General features: G+C 40.5%; 21 protein-coding genes, 1 pseudogene and 2 riboswitches. Of the genes and pseudogenes, 6 read left to right on the top strand and 16 right to left on the bottom strand.

Annotated features, from left to right (window positions below; genetic code table 11):
- Window positions 1-2: 2 nt before the first annotated feature.
- The 6 genes from purS to BN997_RS13515 all read right to left on the bottom strand — a co-directional run bounded on the left by purS (window position 3) and on the right by BN997_RS13515 (window position 5,050).
- Window positions 3-248 carry a phosphoribosylformylglycinamidine synthase subunit PurS gene (gene purS, locus BN997_RS13540; RefSeq protein ID WP_042533017.1) on the bottom strand — a complete coding sequence of 82 codons (246 nt, stop codon included), beginning with the start codon at window positions 246-248 and terminating at the stop codon, window positions 3-5.
- On the bottom strand, window positions 245-958 hold the full coding sequence (purC, locus tag BN997_RS13535; protein ID WP_042533015.1) for a phosphoribosylaminoimidazolesuccinocarboxamide synthase: 714 nt from the start codon (window positions 956-958) through the stop codon (window positions 245-247). Before purC ends, purS begins: the two co-directional genes overlap by 4 nt.
- Before the next feature lie 13 nt (window positions 959-971).
- Window positions 972-2,267, bottom strand: a complete 1,296-nt coding sequence (purB, locus tag BN997_RS13530) for an adenylosuccinate lyase (protein WP_042533014.1) — start codon at window positions 2,265-2,267, stop codon at window positions 972-974.
- Window positions 2,264-3,397 carry a 5-(carboxyamino)imidazole ribonucleotide synthase gene (gene purK, locus BN997_RS13525; protein WP_042533012.1) on the bottom strand — a complete coding sequence of 378 codons (1,134 nt, stop codon included), beginning with the start codon at window positions 3,395-3,397 and terminating at the stop codon, window positions 2,264-2,266. Before purK ends, purB begins: the two co-directional genes overlap by 4 nt.
- Window positions 3,384-3,875: a 5-(carboxyamino)imidazole ribonucleotide mutase gene (gene purE / locus BN997_RS13520; protein WP_042533010.1), complete on the bottom strand. Its 492-nt coding sequence runs from the start codon at window positions 3,873-3,875 to the stop codon at window positions 3,384-3,386. The genes purK and purE overlap by 14 nt, the downstream gene beginning before the upstream one ends.
- Before the next feature lie 388 nt (window positions 3,876-4,263).
- A riboswitch (purine riboswitch) is annotated at window positions 4,264-4,364 on the bottom strand.
- A 65-nt stretch (window positions 4,365-4,429) separates the two neighbouring features.
- The gene (locus tag BN997_RS13515; protein ID WP_042533008.1) at window positions 4,430-5,050 is read right to left on the bottom strand and encodes a DUF2179 domain-containing protein; all 621 of its coding nucleotides are present in this window, start codon (window positions 5,048-5,050) and stop codon (window positions 4,430-4,432) included.
- 480 nt (window positions 5,051-5,530) lie between these two features.
- Here BN997_RS13515 and BN997_RS13510 point away from each other — a divergent pair.
- Window positions 5,531-6,062, top strand: a pseudogene (locus BN997_RS13510) (DUF4269 domain-containing protein).
- Between the two features lie 62 nt (window positions 6,063-6,124).
- Here the strand turns inward: BN997_RS13510 and BN997_RS13505 are convergent.
- Both BN997_RS13505 and BN997_RS13500 read right to left on the bottom strand, forming a co-directional pair.
- Entirely contained in the window at window positions 6,125-6,373 is a 249-nt protein-coding gene (locus BN997_RS13505; RefSeq protein ID WP_042533006.1) for a hypothetical protein, read from the bottom strand.
- Window positions 6,374-6,450: 77 nt separating this feature from the next.
- Window positions 6,451-7,008: an MOSC domain-containing protein gene (locus BN997_RS13500; RefSeq protein ID WP_042533004.1), complete on the bottom strand. Its 558-nt coding sequence runs from the start codon at window positions 7,006-7,008 to the stop codon at window positions 6,451-6,453.
- 97 nt (window positions 7,009-7,105) lie between these two features.
- Between BN997_RS13500 and msrA the strand changes: the two genes are divergently transcribed.
- Entirely contained in the window at window positions 7,106-7,636 is a 531-nt protein-coding gene (gene msrA, locus BN997_RS13495) for a peptide-methionine (S)-S-oxide reductase MsrA (RefSeq protein WP_042533002.1), read from the top strand.
- Window positions 7,637-7,660: 24 nt separating this feature from the next.
- The gene (locus BN997_RS13490; RefSeq protein WP_042533000.1) at window positions 7,661-8,104 is read left to right on the top strand and encodes an SRPBCC family protein; all 444 of its coding nucleotides are present in this window, start codon (window positions 7,661-7,663) and stop codon (window positions 8,102-8,104) included.
- Between the two features lie 64 nt (window positions 8,105-8,168).
- On the opposite strand, the gene BN997_RS13485 is transcribed toward BN997_RS13490, so the two are convergent.
- From BN997_RS13485 to BN997_RS13475, 3 genes are all read right to left on the bottom strand, one after another.
- Entirely contained in the window at window positions 8,169-8,882 is a 714-nt protein-coding gene (locus BN997_RS13485; protein WP_042532998.1) for a gamma-glutamyl-gamma-aminobutyrate hydrolase family protein, read from the bottom strand.
- Window positions 8,883-9,057: 175 nt separating this feature from the next.
- Window positions 9,058-10,362: an NCS2 family permease gene (locus BN997_RS13480; RefSeq protein WP_042532997.1), complete on the bottom strand. Its 1,305-nt coding sequence runs from the start codon at window positions 10,360-10,362 to the stop codon at window positions 9,058-9,060.
- A gap of 166 nt (window positions 10,363-10,528) precedes the next feature.
- Window positions 10,529-10,629, bottom strand: a riboswitch (purine riboswitch).
- 192 nt (window positions 10,630-10,821) lie between these two features.
- Window positions 10,822-11,385 (bottom strand): LOG family protein, encoded by a 564-nt coding sequence (locus tag BN997_RS13475; protein ID WP_042532995.1) that lies wholly within the window; start codon window positions 11,383-11,385, stop codon window positions 10,822-10,824.
- A 123-nt stretch (window positions 11,386-11,508) separates the two neighbouring features.
- On the opposite strand from BN997_RS13475, the gene BN997_RS13470 reads away from it, so the two are divergent.
- Entirely contained in the window at window positions 11,509-12,165 is a 657-nt protein-coding gene (locus BN997_RS13470; RefSeq protein WP_042532993.1) for an alpha/beta fold hydrolase, read from the top strand.
- A gap of 67 nt (window positions 12,166-12,232) precedes the next feature.
- Here the strand turns inward: BN997_RS13470 and BN997_RS13465 are convergent, their stop codons facing one another.
- Together BN997_RS13465 and BN997_RS13460 are read right to left on the bottom strand one after the other, a co-directional pair.
- Window positions 12,233-14,128 carry an ABC transporter permease gene (locus tag BN997_RS13465; RefSeq protein ID WP_042532991.1) on the bottom strand — a complete coding sequence of 632 codons (1,896 nt, stop codon included), beginning with the start codon at window positions 14,126-14,128 and terminating at the stop codon, window positions 12,233-12,235.
- Window positions 14,103-14,867 carry an ABC transporter ATP-binding protein gene (locus BN997_RS13460; protein WP_042532989.1) on the bottom strand — a complete coding sequence of 255 codons (765 nt, stop codon included), beginning with the start codon at window positions 14,865-14,867 and terminating at the stop codon, window positions 14,103-14,105. The genes BN997_RS13465 and BN997_RS13460 overlap by 26 nt, the downstream gene beginning before the upstream one ends.
- Window positions 14,868-15,158: 291 nt before the next feature.
- On the opposite strand from BN997_RS13460, the gene BN997_RS13455 reads away from it, so the two are divergent.
- Entirely contained in the window at window positions 15,159-16,568 is a 1,410-nt protein-coding gene (locus BN997_RS13455; protein ID WP_052485014.1) for a catalase, read from the top strand.
- A 76-nt stretch (window positions 16,569-16,644) separates the two neighbouring features.
- Here BN997_RS13455 and BN997_RS13450 read toward each other — a convergent pair whose 3' ends face one another.
- From BN997_RS13450 to BN997_RS13440, 3 genes are all read right to left on the bottom strand, one after another.
- The gene (locus tag BN997_RS13450; RefSeq protein WP_042532987.1) at window positions 16,645-17,637 is read right to left on the bottom strand and encodes a sensor histidine kinase; all 993 of its coding nucleotides are present in this window, start codon (window positions 17,635-17,637) and stop codon (window positions 16,645-16,647) included.
- A gap of 76 nt (window positions 17,638-17,713) precedes the next feature.
- The gene (locus BN997_RS13445; RefSeq protein WP_042532985.1) at window positions 17,714-18,151 is read right to left on the bottom strand and encodes a GNAT family N-acetyltransferase; all 438 of its coding nucleotides are present in this window, start codon (window positions 18,149-18,151) and stop codon (window positions 17,714-17,716) included.
- A 20-nt stretch (window positions 18,152-18,171) separates the two neighbouring features.
- The gene (locus BN997_RS13440) at window positions 18,172-18,870 is read right to left on the bottom strand and encodes a response regulator transcription factor (protein WP_042532982.1); all 699 of its coding nucleotides are present in this window, start codon (window positions 18,868-18,870) and stop codon (window positions 18,172-18,174) included.
- Window positions 18,871-19,075: 205 nt separating this feature from the next.
- Here BN997_RS13440 and BN997_RS13435 point away from each other — a divergent pair, with 205 nt between their 5' ends.
- A complete protein-coding gene (locus BN997_RS13435; protein WP_042532980.1) occupies window positions 19,076-19,417 on the top strand; it encodes a DUF1093 domain-containing protein in 342 nt (113 codons plus the stop codon).
- Window positions 19,418-19,482: the final 65 nt, after the last annotated feature.

Raw genomic sequence — 19,482 nt, 5'->3', positions numbered from 1 at the left:
AATTATCGTGCCTCCTCTAGCTCAATCCGATAATCTTCAATAACCGGATTCGCCAATAATTGCTCACACATCTGCGTTACTCTTCCCTCTAATCCAGGCCCATCCTCTACTTGAAGTTCAATATATTTTCCGACACGAACATCTTCCACCTCTGGATAATCCAAAGAATGAAGCGATGTTTGAATTGCCTTTCCCTGCGGGTCTAACACACCTTGTTTTAATGTAATATATACCTGTACTTTTCTCATAGCTGCGCCTCCAAACGATTTAATATTTCTTCATATACAGTAATCAAATCTCCTGTTCCTTGACGAAAAACATCTTTATCTAATTTTTCATTGGTTTCGATATCCCATAATCTACACGTATCCGGGGACACCTCATCAGAGAGCAGAATATTACCTTCCTTGTTTCTGCCGAATTCCAATTTAAAATCGACCAGACGGACACCGATAGCAGCAAAAATTTCTGTTAAAGCCGTGTTCACTTTTCTTGCCTTCTCTTTGATACCAGCTAATTCTTCCGCTTTAATATCTGTTAGATAAAGCGCATGCTCATCATTAATCAACGGGTCTCCTAAACGATCTTCCTTATAAAACAGTTCTGCCAGCGCAGGCTCAAAAGGCGTTTTCTCCTCGATGCCGAGACGCTTGGTAATACTTCCTGTCGCAATATTCCGAATTACCACTTCTAGCGGAATAATATCTGTTTTCTGAACTATTTGGGTAGTGGAATCCAGCCGCTCGATAAAATGCGACGGAATTCCTTTGTTATCTAATGCTTGGAACAGGAGGGAAGAGATCTCATTGTTGAGTCTCCCCTTCCCGGTAAACTGAGCTTTCTTCTCTCCATTAAAAGCTGTTGCATCATTCTTATACGAGAGAATCAAGTGATTTTCATCCGTGTCTGATTGATAAACCTTCTTTGCTTTTCCTTCATACAAAAGCTCGAGTTCCATATGGGAATTCCTCCTAGGCAAGTCCAATTTTTGTAAAGATTTGATCGACGTTCTTTAAATGGTAGGTATAGTCAAAGCAGCCATCGATTTCTTCCTGGGTTAATTTACTTGTAATCCGCTCATCCTGCTCTACCAATTCCTTAAAGGAAGTCGCTGTTTCCCAGGCTTCCATTGCTTTTGGCTGTACGATATCATAAGCTTCCTCACGCGCCAATCCTTTATCGATCAGCGTTAACAATACACGTTGTGAGAAAATAACCCCGTGAGTACGGTCAATGTTGCGCTTCATATTTTCAGGGAATACTGTTAAATTCTCTACAATATTTCCGAAGCGGTGCAGCATATAGTCGAGTGCAATCGTCGCATCCGGCAAAATGACACGCTCTGCAGAGGAGTGCGAGATATCACGTTCATGCCACAAAGCCACATTTTCATAAGACGTAACCATATAACCGCGGATAACGCGTGCCATCCCTGTCATATTTTCAGAGCCAATCGGGTTACGTTTATGCGGCATCGCAGAAGACCCTTTTTGGCCTTTTGCAAAGCGTTCCTCTACTTCTCTTGTTTCTGTTTTTTGCAGGCCGCGGATCTCCGTTGCAAACTTTTCAATCGATGTAGCAATTAATGCCAGTGTAGATAAATAAGCTGCATGACGGTCACGCTGTAAGGTTTGTGTGGATACCGGTGCCGGCGATGTTCCCAGCTTTTCGCAGACATATTGCTCTACAAACGGATCAATATTGGCATAGGTCCCAACCGCTCCAGACATCTTTCCAAACTCTACATTACTTGCAGCAAGCTCAAAACGCTCGACATTACGCTTCATTTCTTCATACCATAAGGCCATTTTCAAGCCAAAGGTCGTCGGCTCTGCATGCACACCATGGGTCCGCCCCATCATCACCGTATGTTTATGTTCTTTCGCTTTTTCTTCTAAAATACGGACAAAGCGATTCAATCCATTTCTTAAAATGTCATTTGCCTGTTTCAATATATAAGAAAGAGCTGTATCCACCACATCGGTTGAAGTCAAACCATAATGGACCCATTTTCTTTCCTCGCCTAATGTTTCCGATACAGCGCGGGTGAATGCAACCACATCATGGCGTGTTTCCTGCTCGATTTCGTAGATACGGTTGATATCAAAGGAAGCATTCTTACGTAGTTTGTTAACATCCTCTTTCGGAATAAATCCAAGCTCGCTCCATGCTTCACAAGCCAAAATTTCCACTTCCAGCCATGCTTTGAATTTATTTTCCTCCGTCCAGATATTGCCCATTTCTTCTCTTGTATAACGTTCGATCATTGGTTTGCTGCCTCCTCAAAAATATCTAATTGTTTCCGTAAAGCTTCTGTTGTTTCAGCTGTAAATGTGATGTGTCCCATTTTACGTTTTTCTTTCGGTTCTTCTTTTCCATACAGATGAAGAAAACCAAAATCATGATTCGCAGTAAATTCGATAGCTTCCGGAAGGGATTCTCCTAAGATATTGATCATCGCGGTCGGCTGATGCAAGCTGACTGGAATAAGCGGCAGTCCGCAAATTGCCCGGATATGCTGCGTAAATTGCGATACATTACATCCTTCGATTGTATAATGTCCGGAATTATGCGGTCTTGGTGCCATTTCATTCATATAAATCGTACCCTCGCCGACAAACATCTCAATCGCAAAAGTCCCGACAATCTCCATGCGTTCCGCAATTTTCGCTGTCATCGCATACGCTTTTTCTTCAAAAACCGCCTCTATCTCTGCCGGCACCGTTGTTTTGTACAGAATATGGTCACGGTGTTCGTTCTCAGCGATAGGGAAGAAGGTGATATATCCTTGCTGCGACCTTGTAAAGACAACCGAAATTTCCTTATCAAAAGGAACCCATCGCTCTATTATACAGTAGCCATGCTCTTGGAAAAACGCTAATGCTTCCTTTTTATCTTCTTCTGTTGTGAGTTTCAGCTGTCCTTTTCCATCATACCCTCCCCGGCAGGTTTTAATGACTGCCGGAAGCGGAATAATGGATAGCGCTTCTTTACAAGCTTCCTCTGTTTTCACGATGCGAAATGCCGGCACGGAAAGCTCTAACTCATCCATCAGCAGCTTCTCTTTTTCCCGGTTCTGTGTAACCTCTAATGCCAACGCACCCTGCGGAAGCTTTCCTGCGTTCTGGATAAGCTCTGCAGCATCTAAATCGACATTTTCAAATTCATATGTAATCACATCGGTTTTTTCAATCAATTCTTTTACAGCTGTAATTTCTGCATAGCCTGCAACAATCTGCTCATCGGCAACCTGTGCAGTCGGGCAGTTCGGTGTCGGGTCTAAAACAACAATGCGGTATCCCATGTATCTGGCAGCAATCGCCATCATTCTGCCAAGCTGACCGCCGCCAATAATTCCAATTGTCTGAGGTGGCAAGATTTGTTTAATAGGTTGCAAGCTGATCCCTCATTTCCTGAACAGCGTCTTTCATTCCTGTACGGTATGCTTCTAATGCCTTTTCTGTCTCTTTATCAAACGTACTGATAATCTGCGTTGCTAAAATAGCGGCGTTTTTTGCCCCCGCTTTGCCAATGGCAACTGTTGCAGTCGGGACGCCGCCGGGCATTTGAACAATCGATAAGAGTGAATCGACTCCTTGCAGGGCTTTGCTTTCAACAGGGACGCCAATAACCGGCAGCGTTGTCTGTGAAGCAACCATTCCTGGCAGATGTGCTGCCCCGCCTGCACCGGCAATAATGACCTTCAGCCCTTTTTCCCGCGCGCCTTGAGCGTAGGTAAACATATCACCTGGCGTACGGTGGGCGGAAATAACTTCTTTTTCATAGCTGATATTTAGCGTTTCAAGTTCTTTGCAGGTATGCTGCATGGTTTCCCAATCGGATATACTTCCCATAATGACACCAACTTGAGCCATCAAATCCCTCTTTCTTAATTTTTATTGTTTTTACGGATTTTAAAAGATAGTTTTTAAGATAATGTTCGGATTTTGGTTGAAATAATGAAATATTGAGTTATAATTTCCCGCTGCAGAAATACACTACGCTTTCCCGCAGGAGTCTCCGTGAATTTCTTCTGCTAGCTATGCTTTTACATCTCAAACTCCCTAAAACTTCTGAAAAACAAACTAAAATATGCTCTTAAAAACCTTACTGCATCAATAAAATATAAACCATTAAAAAAGTCCATTCACCTTCCATAAGGGAAGATGAATAGACTTAGGTTAAAAGTTGTTCAAAGCGTAGTTAACTGGACTTTTGAACACCCTTATTATAAGCATCATTCAACGTCCGCTGTTTTTTAAACAACGGCTCATCCTCCCTCATAGTCCGGTCATTTACGGTGCCGGGTAGAAACTTTTGAGCCATATTCTCAAGTATATATGAGGCATTTTTCAATTGTTGGCTTTAGCATACCAAAAAAAAATGAAAAATGCAAGATAATGTCGAACAATTTTAGCTTTACATGAAATTAATGTTCGGTTTTTGAAGATTGTTCTTTTGACTGGCTTTCATTTTGTGTCTGTTCTTTATTTTTATTATTATTCTCTTTACGCATTAATTTTCCTTTACGAACCTGCTTTACCCAGAATCCGCCGTGAATTCGTTTTGGTTCATAAGAAATAATAAATGCTTTCGGATCAATTTCGTGAATGGTTTCATATAATCTCAATTCATACTTTCTCGGTGTTAAAATTTGAACGGAAAGTCTGTCTCCATCCATTCCATAGGAGGACCAGCTTGTTACGCCATATCCCTTTTCACGAAGACGCTGTGTGAAATTTAAATCTGGATTAGCAGAGACGACATTTACGGTAATGTAGCCGAGGGCAAGCTTTTCTTCAATTTTGGAACCAATGATTAACCCTGTTGCGAAACCTACTGCATAAGCAATCACATTTTGAAATTGGTTGAGATTATCTAATACGAGCATCAGCCCAACAACATACATAACCATTTCAAATATACTCACAAATGCGGCAATATAGGTTCTTCCCTTTAGTGTTAAAATCATACGAACCGTCATAATTGATACGTATAGCACATTCACTATAAATATAATGGCCACCATAATAAGCGCATTCTCTAACATATTGATTCCCCCTCTTTACCTCATATTAAGTGAAAATTTATTCAGTGAAGGTTGAGTATATCCCTCCCTAAATAAGGAACAAAGATTACGATCACAGCTTTCTGGTCGTCATCTCTTTGTGAATTACAGCCAGTTACACTGTGGTAGAATATCCTTACAAACAGAAGAAAATACATTCAAATAAATTACAGACCTTGTGAATATTTCCCTTTATTTCCTAAAATAAAACACATTGATTTTAAGTGAAACAGGGTTACTTTAATTTACCATAATTATAAATCATTACGCTACAGATTTTTGATAAAATAAAACTTTGATCAACGGGAATTTTATGAGCGCTTCTCCGTGATAAAAGTTCTTACTCATATTATGATATTTTATAAATACGTAGACCAAGTTCATCCTTTCTTTCAAAAGTTTCTTTTTGTATATTTGGAAGTAGCTTATCCCACAATCTCCATACAAGGGAAGTGTGTTATTTTGTTAAAAAATATAGCGTATCTGGAATTCGGAAACGAAAAACAGAAAAGAGCGTATAACGTGATTCATCAATTAAATATAATGAAAGATTTAAAATCATACTCTCCAATATTATGCGGAACTATACCGCATGGGAATCGACACAGCAAGCTCTGATTTAGATATGATTATGGAAGTGCACCACCTGCAGGACTTTGCAAAGATTATACATAATTATTATGGCTCTTACTCAGGGTTCCGGTTAAAGAATAAAACAATCCGGGGAAAACCCATCGTAAAAGCAAATTTCACTTATCAGGAATTTGAATTTGAACTATTTGGTCAACCCCAGCCTGTCGCAGAGCAGTATGCTTATCTGCATATGATTATTGAAAAATACCTGCTGGATGAACATCCATTGTGGAAAAGTAAGATTTTTGCGTTAAAAGAAGAAGGGCTTAAAACGGAGCAGGCATTTTGCGCTATGCTTGGGTTAACTGGAGATCCTTATGAAGCCTTAATAGATTACGGGCGTAAAAGACAGATAATCTGAAGTATTTTGATTTCCCCTTCTCAATAAGCATGAAAAAAAGGAGATTTCCCTCCTTTTTTTCATTACATAGCTATTCTTTTACGCACTAATCTTGTAAGACCAAAAGTAACTGCCAATGATGTTACAGCAATAATGAATGGGGAAGCAGCACTTGCTTTTATAAGTGCCGTCTCCGAAGATAAAGCACCTGCCTGCTGCCAGGCCGCACTGATATCAGGAGTATAAAGCAGCGTCCATATCATCCCTGCAGCAACTTGAAGTACTAAAAAAGAAACACAGAAAATCCCTGCAAAAACCAGATATTTTTTCATGAATATTTTCCTCCCTTTATCTGCCTTACGATTTAACAAGGCTTAAAGATTCAAATTTTCATTAGAAATCTATCTTCCTAGAATCCTCTCAATCTCTTTCGCAATGTCTTCCTCCAAATAATTCCTAAATCTGTACAATGAAATAGTTTATCCGCACTCCATAAATTTTCACGGTCTAAATACATGACCTCATTACAAGCTGCAATTGACCACTGGGGATTGGGACGTTCTATCAGTTGTAAATCTTTCTTCGGCTGGATTTTACCTGCTTCCAGCACGCGAAAATACCATCCTGTTTTTAAGCCGTTTTCCATTTCCTTCTGCGATACGATGCCAGGCTGAGATACTTGAATCGTTGCTTCCCCTAACTGATAAATATCGCCAATAAAAACCGTATGCTCATCCATTTCCAGCACAGAGAAATTTTCTTTCTTCTCGCCTGCACGTTCTGTAAATAATTTCTTTATACCCGGTTCATTATAATGCTTCACTGGAAAAGCAAAAATACTTTTATCAAAGATAGCTTTCTTTTTTTCCGGATTCTCTTTGGCAAATCCTAATCTAGATAAATACATAATATTTATTATCTCTTTCTGTTTACTAGTAAGAATCCTATGTACAAATGGTTCTTCCATGATGTCACCTTATTTCTAAAAATACTTAAATTATGTTATATTAATTCCATTCTACAAATTATCGTGACTTTTGAAAAGCCTCAAGGAGGAAGGTAACATGACAATACAAAAAGCAACGTTTGGCGGAGGCTGCTTCTGGTGTATGGTGAAGCCCTTCGACCAATGGGACGGCGTACACCAAGTGATATCCGGTTACACAGGGGGACATATCGATAACCCTTCTTATGAGCAAGTCAAGCAGGGAAATACGGGACATTATGAAGCGGTAGAGATTACGTATGATGATTCCTTCATCGATTATCAAACAATCCTCGATCTATACTGGCCGCAAATCGACCCGACTGATCCGGACGGGCAATTTCAGGATAGAGGCGAGCAATATCGAACAGCTATCTTTTATCATAATGAAGTCCAAAAAGAATTGGCTGAAAAATCAAAGCAGCAGCTTGCTGAGAGCGGCAGGTTTGCCAAGCCGATTGTAACAGAAATCAAAGCAGCAGCACCCTTTTATCCTGCAGAAGATTACCATCAGGATTTTTATAAAAAAAGTAAAAAAGAATATGAAGAAGACCGCGCTAAATCAGGCAGGGATGAATTTATCGCTAAAAATTGGCAAGCATCATCCTGAACAAACTTATTTGGAGGAATTTCAGTGGAAAAACAACTTATTGTCACCGAAGAAATAACCATTCATGCATCCTTAGAGAAGGTTTGGGAAGTATTAACACTTCCAAAATATGTAGCACAATGGGATGAGCTGCCAGAGGACTATCCTTCTGAACCAATGACGGAAGGCAGCAAAGTAGTCTGGGACCTGCCAAATGGAGAACAGTCTATTACTACGATTATAAAAGCAGAAAAAGAAAGAGAGCTTATCATCGATTTACACGGAACTGGCTGGAAATTCAAGCCCGAACCAGGAGAGGTTGCTTACCGTTATTTATTAGAACCTGCGGGCAACCACACAAAATTAGTTATCGAAATTGGTGACTTCTCTCTTTTAGATCAAGGGAAGGATTATTATGACGCTTCCGTTGATTTTGCAAAAGAATCCTCTAACGTGATAAAAGCTTTAGCCGAAAATGAATCGAAATAGCATGGATGAAGAGACTTGATAACGAATAGGTTAGATGGTCTCTTTTTGCATGTAATCCATCAACCTACCTTTCTTTACACGCTTCAATAAACCCCTTATAAATTGACAGAGACGGGTCATTCTCAAGATGAATCATGCCTTCTGGATGCCACTGCACCCCTAAAACAAAGCGATGTATTTTACTTTCAAAGGCTTCCATCACACCATCTCCTGCCACAGCCGAAATCATAAAATCCTTCCCCAGAGAGCGGTTTGCCTGATGATGATAGCTGTTCACCTTGATTTCCGATGCCTGCACCAGCTTTTCCAATAAAGAAGCTGGAGTTATCTTGACAGCATGCGACCGGTGATGAAAATCTGCTTTTTGAGTATGCTGTATCAACTGTTTTGGATATTGCGAATCTAAATCCTGATACATGCTTCCGCCAGTAACAACATTTAAAATTTGGCATCCTCTGCAAACGCCCAATACCGGCTTATCCTTCTCTAAAAAATAAGGGATAATCTTCCTTTCCACGCGGTCTCTTTCAGGAATGATCGTACCCAGTGCAGGATTCGGCTCCTCTTGAAATAAAGAAGGATCAATATCATAGCCCCCAGGAAGATAGAGTCCGTCTAATTTATCAAGCAATGCTGCAATCTCCTGATAATCGCTGTAATACGGCAGAATAACAGGGATACCGCCGGCTTTTTCGATAGCTCTTACATTTCGCAGGTTCATTTTATATTCCATGCCGTCTATTTCCATCGATGCGGTTAACCCAATGATTGGTTTCATTTGTACATTACCTCCTTGTATATTTTATATGATTTGCATTTGGTGTATTCTATACATGCGAAGTGTATTCTGTGAATCTATTGAATACTATTTTTCTCAATGGATTAATTTCCAGTATACAACAAAGGGAGAGTGCTATCATAACGCACTCTCCCTATATATTTCAGTTTTATTTTTACGTCAAAAAGATAAAATACAATGCAAAAATAACAAACAAGACATACATAATCGGATGAATTTCTTTCGCCCGTCCTTTAACAAGCATGGTGATCGGATAGAATATGAATCCAATCGCAATCCCCGATGCGATGCTGGCCGTCACCGGCATCATCAGTACAGTAAAGAAAGCCGGTACAGCAATCTCAAATTTATCCCAAGGGATATCCTTCAAGCTGCTTGCCATTAACACACCGACAATAATTAATGCCGGAGCAGTCACTTCATTCGTTACCACACTTAATAATGGAGAGAAAAATAAAGCTAACAGGAAGAACAAGCCTGTGACAACCGCTGTAAAACCGGAACGTCCGCCTACGCTTACGCCGGATGTAGACTCTACAAAAGAAGTAGTTGTAGATGTACCGACAGCAGCCCCAACAACACTTGCAGACGCATCTGCAAAAAGTGCTTTCCCTGCTCTTGGCAGCTTATTGTCCTTCATCAATCCTGCTTTTGTTGCAACGGCAACAAGCGTCCCTGCCGTATCAAAGAAATTAACAAACAAAAACGTTAAAATAACAATCAGCATTTGCATGGTAAAAATCTGATCAAAATGAATGAATGCCTGTCCAAATGTCGGCGCTAGGCTTGGCGCACTGCTGACGATTCCGCTGAGACCAGAAGGCACGGGAATCAATCCAAAAATCATCCCAACAATCGAGCTGATAATCATCCCGTAAAAAATACCTGCTTTAACACCAACCGTAATTAAAATAACTGAAACAGCAATCCCAAAGATAGCTAATAATACCGTCGGCGAGGATAAATCACCGAGTGCAATAATGGTTGACGGATCAGCCTGAACAATTTCTGCATTCTTTAAGCCGATAAATGCAATAAACAAGCCAATCCCAGCTCCTACCGCCTGTTTTAAACTTGGCGGGATAGCATTAATAATAATTTCACGAATTCCGGTTAAGGTTAAACCAATAAATATAATTCCTGAAGCTAACACACCTGCAAGTGCTGTTTCCCAAGGGACACCAAAGCCAATTACGACGGTATACGTAAAAAATGCGTTCAGTCCCATCCCAGGCGCAAGTGCTACTGGATATTTAGCGAGAACTCCCATAACAATGGAACCAAATGCAGCCGCGATTGCTGTTGCAGCAAACACTGCTTCATGGTCCATTCCCGCTTCTCCTAAAATACTCGGATTAACAAATAAAATATAAGCCATTGCTAAAAAGGTCGTTAAACCCGCGATAAACTCTGTTCGAAAATTCGTACCCAGTTTTTCAAACTCAAAAAATTTACTCATGAACTTTTTTCCTCCATTTTTTATCGGAATTTATATTCATCCCTTAGATAGAAAAGTTCCAAAAATGCTATGTATTCAGCACGATCATGTTTTGTAAACAGTGCTTATTAAAAAAACTCTTAATCAAATTAAGAGTTTCCATAGGAACAGCAGATAATAATCTAAAATAAAATTATTTCCGCTGCGTAGTCAGACCATTTACGGCAGTCTGGTAGAAACTCTGGGCCATATCCCCGAAATTATACGCATTTCTATTAAGTTCACATCATTATATTACTAATGCACCTCCTATTTGTCAATAAAACACGAACAAAAACATTCTTTTTCATCTTAACATTCGTCGATAGACTTTCCCACGTAACATAAAGCCGCTATTTTATACATTAAAAACATAGAAATGCTGTAATGACAGCTTTTCTATGTTTTTTCTAACACGTCTAATTAATCGCACGATACATTTTACGTATATTGTCGTATTTCAGGCGGTACGTAACTGGAAATAAACGCTTCAATTTCTTCCAGAGAATCAGAGAATAAAATGCGTTCTCTGTCCTGCATGGATAAAAAGCCGTTTTCCACCATTTCATCGTAAACCCTTGCTAAACTGTCATAATACCCATTCTGGTTAAAGAGAATGCACGGGTTATTATTCTGCCCCACTCTTGACCAGGATATCACTTCAGCTATTTCTTCCAGCGTTCCCGGCCCGCCTGGAAGGGCTATGTAGCAATCACCCAATGATATCATTTTATTCTTTCGTACAGTCATTGAATCAACAATTTCTAATGTCGTTAACTTTGGATGACTTAGCTCTCTTTCCACTAAGAAGTCAGGAATAACTCCAATCGCTTCTCCTTTGTTCGCCAATACCTCATCCGCAACGACACCCATTAAACCAGCTTTTCCGCCGCCGTAAACCAACGTGTGCTTCTTTTCAGCAATCCACTTTCCAACCCGCTTAGCCGCTTTCTGATAGGCTGGATCTGTACCAAGACTTGCCCCGCAATACACAGCAATATGCATATAAATCCCCCTTTTAATCCATCTCTTTTTTCTAGTAAACATAACTTATTTTACAATGTAACCCTGACTTGATTCAATATGCTGTATACTAATAATCAAAATCATTAGAAGGGTGATAAAAACATGAACTGTATATTCGTCCATGGTCTTGGTCAAAATGCTGCCAGCTGGCAAAGAATTATTGATTATATAGAAACAGGCTCTCACCAAATAGCTTCTCCTGACCTATTTCTATCTCTTGAAGAAGGGAAAGTCGATTATCATCATCTATACCAGCGTTTTTACGATTATTGTGAACGTCTTAAGGGCCCGGTTCACCTGTGCGGTCTTTCCTTAGGGGCCATCCTTTCTTTAAATTATGCAATCGATCGCCCGGAGAAGGTCCAATCTCTTATTTTAATAAATGCACAGTATAAAATGCCCCGCTTTCTTCTCTCACTTCAAAATGTCGTTTTTCGGATGCTCCCCAGCCCGGTTTTTCAAAAAATGGGGCTGCCTAAAAAGGATGTGATTCAATTAACTACATCCATGAAGCAATTAGATTTCAGCAGGGAATTAGCAGATATATCATGTCCAACGCTTATTCTGTGCGGGGAAAAAGATAAGCCCAATAAAAAAGCTGCGGAACAGCTAAGCAGCCTGATAAATGGTGCAAGCTTAAAAATAATCAGGAAAGCCGGACATGAAGCTAACACAGATAATCCGAAAGAGCTTGCAGAAATAATAAATGATTTCTGGAATACCTCCGTATCATATCCGTCTAAACATGAAAGTGTGTAAAAAACTGCATACAGCAGAAGCGCCCAAGCTTCCTGTTGTATGCAGTCTTTTATTTTGAAACATGTCATTATCGCAAGGCCTGCTTCACCTGCCGGATATAGTAGAAACGAACAATAAAGAAATACACGATTTGAATAGCTAAAAACATTCCGAGTACCATTGCCGATTCCTTTACCAGACTGTAGAAGAACATATTGGAAAGCGCCGTTAATGCGACAGCTCCATGAACCAGCGCAACAGCAATCGGCGCAAAGAAAAGAAGCGCGGTTTGTCTGTTCAATACTTTTTTCAATTCCTTCTCGGTTAATCCCATTTTCGTGATTGCCTGGAATTTCTTTTTATCTTCATCTAAATCAGAGTAGAGTCGGAAATAGAGAAAGCTTCCAGCCGATACGAAAAAGACGATTCCGATAAATAAGCCGACGAACAGGATGGGTCCATACATTTTATTGATAACATATTCTTCATACTCACCAATCCGGATTCCCTCTGTAGATAACGCATCATCTAATTTTTCTGCTACGCCTAAAGGAATTTCTTTATCCTCTGTCTCCTGCCAAGCATAGTAGTTTTCCTCCATAGCAGGCTCAGGCAGGCTCTCGAAATCATGATCGGAAACAACATAATATTTTTGGGTAGCAGGCAGTATACTAGATTCTACCAGCTGTACTGGCTCTAAAACAGTGTTTCCCAGCTCCAGCTCCGCATCCTTTAATATTTCCGCTTCCTCTTTATTCGAATTATCCCCGCCGATATTAAGAAAAATAACTTCAGGTCCCATCAAAGCCGGAGCACCGTCTTCTATCTGAACCGTTTCATTATCACTTAATTCCGCAATTCGGTTATAATCTGACTCCTTTGTAACCATAACCTGCGATTCATCAGGCAGCTCATAATAATGGAGCGTTACCTGCTCTTTATCCACGTCAACATTTGCTTCCCGCAGCGTTTCATCAATATACGAAACATTCGCTTCCTCATTTCCTGTATCATAGTCCTGATAAGAAATCGTAGTTTGGTTCATCTGCTTGATTCCTGCAGTGATATACGATTGAAACCCATACAGCGATCCAATCGCACTAAAAGCGACGGTTGAAATAATCGCTACTAAGAAAAATGATCTTGCATTGTCCTTCATCCTAAACGATAGATCGGATAAAAGAATCATATTTGTTTTATACCAGAATACATTCTCTTTCTTTTTTAACCGCCGGATGATAAATACACTTAATTGGGTGAACAGAAGATAGGTGCCAATAATCACGACAATAACAACTGGAACCAGTGCGGCAATCACCTTTAATCCATCGACTGTTACAGCAACCACATATCCTGTTCCGAGCAAAAGCACTGCCAGAATGGTTAAAAATAAGTTTGCTTTCGGCTCCCCTTTTGACTTTTTATCGCCCTTGATTAAATCAATCAATTTCCGGCTTCGTAAAATATATGATACAAATAAAGAAATCAGGAAAAATAGCACCATAAAGCAGCCAAAGGTAATCAAAATAGGCTGTGTTGGAAAATAAAATGGCAGTTCATTATCAATAATGAGTACATTTTCAGCAATCAATAAGATACCTTTAGAAAAAACCAGTCCTAATCCAATACCGCCAATCGTAGCCAGCAAACCGATAAACATATTTTCCAGGAAAACCATCGAGCGGATTTGTTTCATGCTCATTCCTTGAATCATCAATAAGCCGAATTCTCTTTTCCTTGATTGCAGGAAAGAACTCATCGAGTAAAGCACAAAGAAAAAAGAAAATACATAGATAATCCCTGCGGCAACATTCATTCCAAAGCTGACATAGGAATCCATATTATTTCCTGTCAGCTGCGGATGAGAAGCAAAAATAGAAAAGGTAAAGAAAACCATCACGGTAAAAAGGCTGGTTAGAAAATACGCAGCATAAAGCCGTTTATTCCGGACGACATTATTAAACGCGAACTGACGAAAAGTCATTGGAATCCCCTCCCATTAATGAGAGTGTGTCGATAATCTTTTGGAAAAACGCCTGCCGGTTATCGCCGCGGTGAATTTCGGAATAAAACTTTCCGTCCCGGATAAATACCACACGATTACAATAACTCGCAGCCTGCGGATCATGCGTAACCAAAAGCATTGTTGTCTTTTCCTTTTCATTAATGGATTCCAGCAATTCCATCACATCTTTAGAGGACTTGGAATCCAGGTTTCCCGTCGGTTCATCTGCCAAGAGCAGCTTTGGCGTATGAATCATTGCCCGGGCAACAGCTGCCCTCTGCGCCTGCCCGCCGGAAATTTCATAGGTTCGTTTATTCATGATTTCCGTTATCCCCAGCTTCGCAGCAATTTCCTTTGCCTTTTTCTTCATTTCACTTACCTTTTTGCCATCAAGAGTTAACGGCAGCACCATATTCTCTTCCACGGTCAGTGTGTGGAGCAGGTTAAAATCCTGAAAGACAAACCCTAATTCCCGTCTGCGGAATTGAGCAAGCTTTTCTTTTTTGAGACGATGCGGGTCCTTCCCGTTAATTAAGATTTCCCCTGTCGTCGGTTCGTCAATCGTAGCAATCATATTTAACAACGTTGTCTTACCGCTTCCAGACGGCCCCATAATTCCTACAAATTCATTATCCTCTACGGTCAAATCAATATCTGACAAAGCACGGTAGGAGACTTTGCCTTCATAAACTTTACTGACTTGTCTTACTTTCAACATATAAATCCTTCCTTCCTTATCATTTCATTTAACCATAGTATATCGCTGCTCTTAAGGAAGAAACTATCGAAATTTCTTTCAATTACCTTACAGCATTGTAAGATAAGTATCTATTGTTTTAAAGAGATTTTCCTCCGTGCATCATCTTAATTCGTCTTTTCAATTACCAAAATCTATTTTTTACCTTTTGATTTCCCAATCTTCTGATTATTTTTTACTAATAATGCATATTGAAACAAGCAATATTCATAACATTATTAAGGTAGATTATATTTTCACAAGGAGGAACTAATGAGCGATAACAATCATAATCCGCAACAAGGAAAACGTCATCCTGTTCCAAAAACAGAAGCAGCAGATAACAAGCACGCGACACGCCAACATAACTCATCCAACACTTCCGGCCCGATGCACTCCCAAACGGTTGGTAAAGATGGTCCGATATTGGAACAGGATAACATTTTGCATGAAACACTGGAAACCTTCATTCACGAGAAGATTATCGAACGTCCTTTACATGTGAAAGGGTATGGTGCATTTGGGTATTTCGAAACACTGAACAGCATGAGTAAATACACAAAGCTTCCTTTTCTTCAGCATGCTGGCCAAACCGTTCCTGTCGCGGTTCGTTTTTCACTTGGAGCGAGCAATAAAGGCACCCCGGATACCTCGCGAAACATACGTGGATTTTCAACGAAGTTCTATACAGACGACGGGATTTTTGACCTTATTTGTAATGATATCCCCGTCTTTTTATTGCGTGATCCGATGCGTTTCCCAGAAAGTATCAAAGCTCTTTCCCCATCACCTAAGAACAACCTGATGGATCCGAATTCGCTTTGGGAATTTGTCGCCAGGCACCCGGAGTCCACCCATTTTATCGTCCGTCTCTTTTCTAACCAGGGCACAGCTAAAAGTTTTCGGCGAATCCCCGCTAACAGCGTCAGTACGTACGTGTGGCGAAACGCAGAAGGAAAACGGCATTATATTAAATACCAGTGGATTCCATTTGAGGGTGTACAATTCATTACAAGCAGCGAGGCAGATAAAATTGCAGCGGCCAATCCGGATTATTCCGGAGAAGATCTCTACAACACGATTGCAGACGGGAGCTTAGTAGAATACGGACTGTATGTACAAATGATGAATCCTAAAGATGCGGGGCAGCTTCCGTTCGATCCGCTTGATGATACGAAAGTATGGGATCCAAAGATGTTTCCTTTTCACCCTGTCGGAAAGATGGTGCTTAATCGCAATCCAGACGATTATATGGAGCAGGTGGAAAAGCTTGCGTTCTCCCCGTCAAACTTGCTGGACGGAGCAGAATTGTCCGATGATAAAATCGTACAAGGGCGGGCGAATGTATATTGGGATTCGCAGCGCTATCGTATCGGACCGCGGTTCCGAGATGTGCCGGTAAATGATCAGAAGCATTGGAAGCCAAGCAATTTACAGACGAGCGGAGAAGACAGGTATGTGGAAGGCGAGCTCATACGCTCGGATATTGTAAAGCAGGATGATTTTACCCAGGCAGGGGAATACTATCAATCTTTATCGCAAACAGGAAAAACGCAGCTTGTCTCGAATCTGGTTACTGGACTGACAGGAGTACGGCGAGACTTGCAGGCAAAGGCAATAGAGTATTTTTCGCTTGCTTCTCCTCAGCTTGGCGAACGCGTAGAGGATGGATTACGATCCTAACACATAGCATGACATCTGCCACAGCAGCATCATTGCGGCAGATGTCATTTCTTTTATATACTATTTTACTTTATATTCATCGCTTTTGCGTTTCCGAAAAAAGAATCCGGAACGTGGTGCCCTCTCCCACCCTTGACTCAAATTCAATCCGATGATGGAGATACTCCACGGATTCTTTGATTAAATACAATCCCATTCCGGTAGATTCTCTAAATTTCCTGCCGTTCTCACCAGTATAAAAAGCATCAAAAATACGTCTCTTATCCGCTTCCGGAATCCCGACACCAAAATCCTTCACTTCCAACACAGCTTCTTTCTCCCTTTCATAAATAGAGATAAGAATGGAATTGCTTTTGTCTGCGGAGTACTTTACAGCATTTAAAACAAGCTGGGTCAGGATAAAGTAAAGCCACTTTTCATCTGACTGTACTGTCAACCCTTCCGTTCGTTCTTCCACTTTAGGATAAACCTTATTGCGTATGTAGAATCGTTTGTTTTCACCGTTTACCTCATGGACCAATGATTTCAAATGTATCGGCTTGATATGAAAATCCTGCTCAATTGTCCGCAGCCTTGCCATATAAAGAATTGTATTTAATCCCGATTTCATCCGCTCCGTTTCCTCTCGAATACTGGAGGAGTCTGGCTCATCCAGATTCTGTGCGGTAAGCTCAATGACAGAGATAGGTGTTTTCATTTGATGCACCCACTGATCCATCAGCTTAAGATGCTCCTCCCTTTCCTTTTCAATGGTATTGATCTGCTGCTGATACTGTTTATACTGACTTCTCAACAAATCGTTCATTGCTTCGGAAACAGGATGCGGACTGCTTTTCTGCAAGGATTCATCTAAGGTTTCCATCGGATGGCTTAAACGGTGATAAAATGTCCGGCGGCTGAAATACTGATAAAAAAGATAGCAGACAAGAAAAAAGAATCCAATAAAAATCGCGTACAATGCCGGCAGTAAATTCCGGTAGCCATCCAGCCAGTAAATAAGCAGGATAGCCGTAAACTGCACGATATTAAGTAAAATCAATAAAGCATGTTCCTTTAAAAATAACTTCATTTTCAACCTCCTTTAAGAGGATGTTCAAAATGCCCAATGAAAATGACTTTTTGAACACGCATGGTAAACATCTGCTTCAAACTTCACGACTGAGAAAAACAAGCCTTTCTATTTCTTTAAAGCCATTTCTTTTATAAAATGCTTCTGCCGGTATTCCCCGGTCCGTCAAAAGAGAAATAGCAGTAATTTCATTTGAATCTATCACTTTCTCCAAATGAGTAAGGAGCTCCTTCCCTATTCCTTTATTTTGTCTGTCCGTATCTACACACATTTCATTGATAAAAAACTCATCGCCATTCCACCAAGCCCGGCGTGTCCCAAAAATAAATCCAATAATCTCTTCATTTTCTATCGCTGACACACCAAAAAATCCAGGAGTCCGGTAAAAATCTGCCAGATACTGTTTGGCTTTTTCTAACGTCCATTTATCATTCCATGGTTCCCCATTAAAAACGGTTAAAAATAATTTACTGCATGAAATCAAATCTGCTTCCACAACGGATTTAAATTGCATAGGAATCCTCCCCATTTACATTATTCTTCTTTCAACAGGCTTTTTAAGCGGTAGCCGACTCCTCTAACCGTCTCCACTCCATCTGCAATCCCGACAGACTGCAGCTTTTTCCGCACTCTTGTTATATTGACGTTCAATGTGTTTTCATCCACATAGGTCTGGTCGTCCCAAAGCTTCTCCAGCAAATCTTCCCTGCCGGCAACACGCGGATAACGATTCATTAAGGTTTCCATAATATCCGCTTCTTTTTTTGATAAAAACGTATCCTCTCCGGCGAAGGTTAATTCCAGCCGTTCCGGGGAAAGCTTTAACCCTTCCACCTCTAAGAAACGCTCCTTTGCGTCCTGAGCATACGCTCCATATGCCCGGCGCAGCTGACTGCGTATTTTTGCCATCACGATTTCCGCACTGAACGGTTTTGTGATAAAATCATCGCCTCCGTTTTCCAGCGCCATTACCTGGTCCATCTCTCCTGTGCGGGCAGAAATAAAAATGACCGGACAGGTAGACAGCTGGCGAATTTGCCTGCACCAATAAAAACCATCATAGCTTGGTAAATTAATATCCAGAAGCACTAAGTCAGGCTTTTCCTCTTGAAATACTTCCATGATCCGTTCAAAATCCATGATAAAAGACACCCGATAACCATATTTTTCAATATAATCCTGCAGATGCTTTGCAATCTTCGGGTCATCTTCTACAATCATAATGGTTTGCATCCGTATCCCCCCTCCCCGTTTTTAACTAATTATGGCACAGATTGGATGGAACCACAAAAATAGAGAAAGCATTTTCACCTTACAATTCTGTAAGCTAATTGTAAGAGAAAGCGATTTTTTCAATCTGCCTCCTTCTTTACAATAAAGATTAGAATAAAGCACGTAAAAAAGGAGTGTCATGATATGAAAAAAGCAGTACAAAGTATTGATTGGAATACTCATTCTCTTCACCCTCGCCGCTGTTGCCATCCAAAAGACGACAGCCGGCATCATTCCATTAACAGACTGGTTGTTACAGCATCCGGTAGAAACCTATTATGCAGAAACAGCTGATGATAATTACGAAAAGCTGTGGACCGGCAATTACAAGTATGTCTTTTCAGGGTATAACGCGGATGGCAAAGAACAGCAAATCACAAAAGTAATCGATAGAGAGCTCCGGCCAGGTGCTTTTCTGCGCATTGATGCATCGGGCAGCTATGGAAAAGGCTGGACAGAGGTAAGAGAAGAGGATGTTTCAGAAGAAGCGCTGCTGCAGTTAAATTAAGAACTGGAAGTTTCCAATGCTATATCGGAATATTTTACTTTCAAAAAACAGGAGTAGTTCCATGA

It is taken from the genome of Oceanobacillus oncorhynchi (assembly GCF_000821065.1).
Classification (GTDB): Bacteria; Bacillota; Bacilli; order Bacillales; family Amphibacillaceae; genus Oceanobacillus; species Oceanobacillus oncorhynchi.
This window is presented reverse-complemented; position numbering and strand designations above follow the sequence as displayed.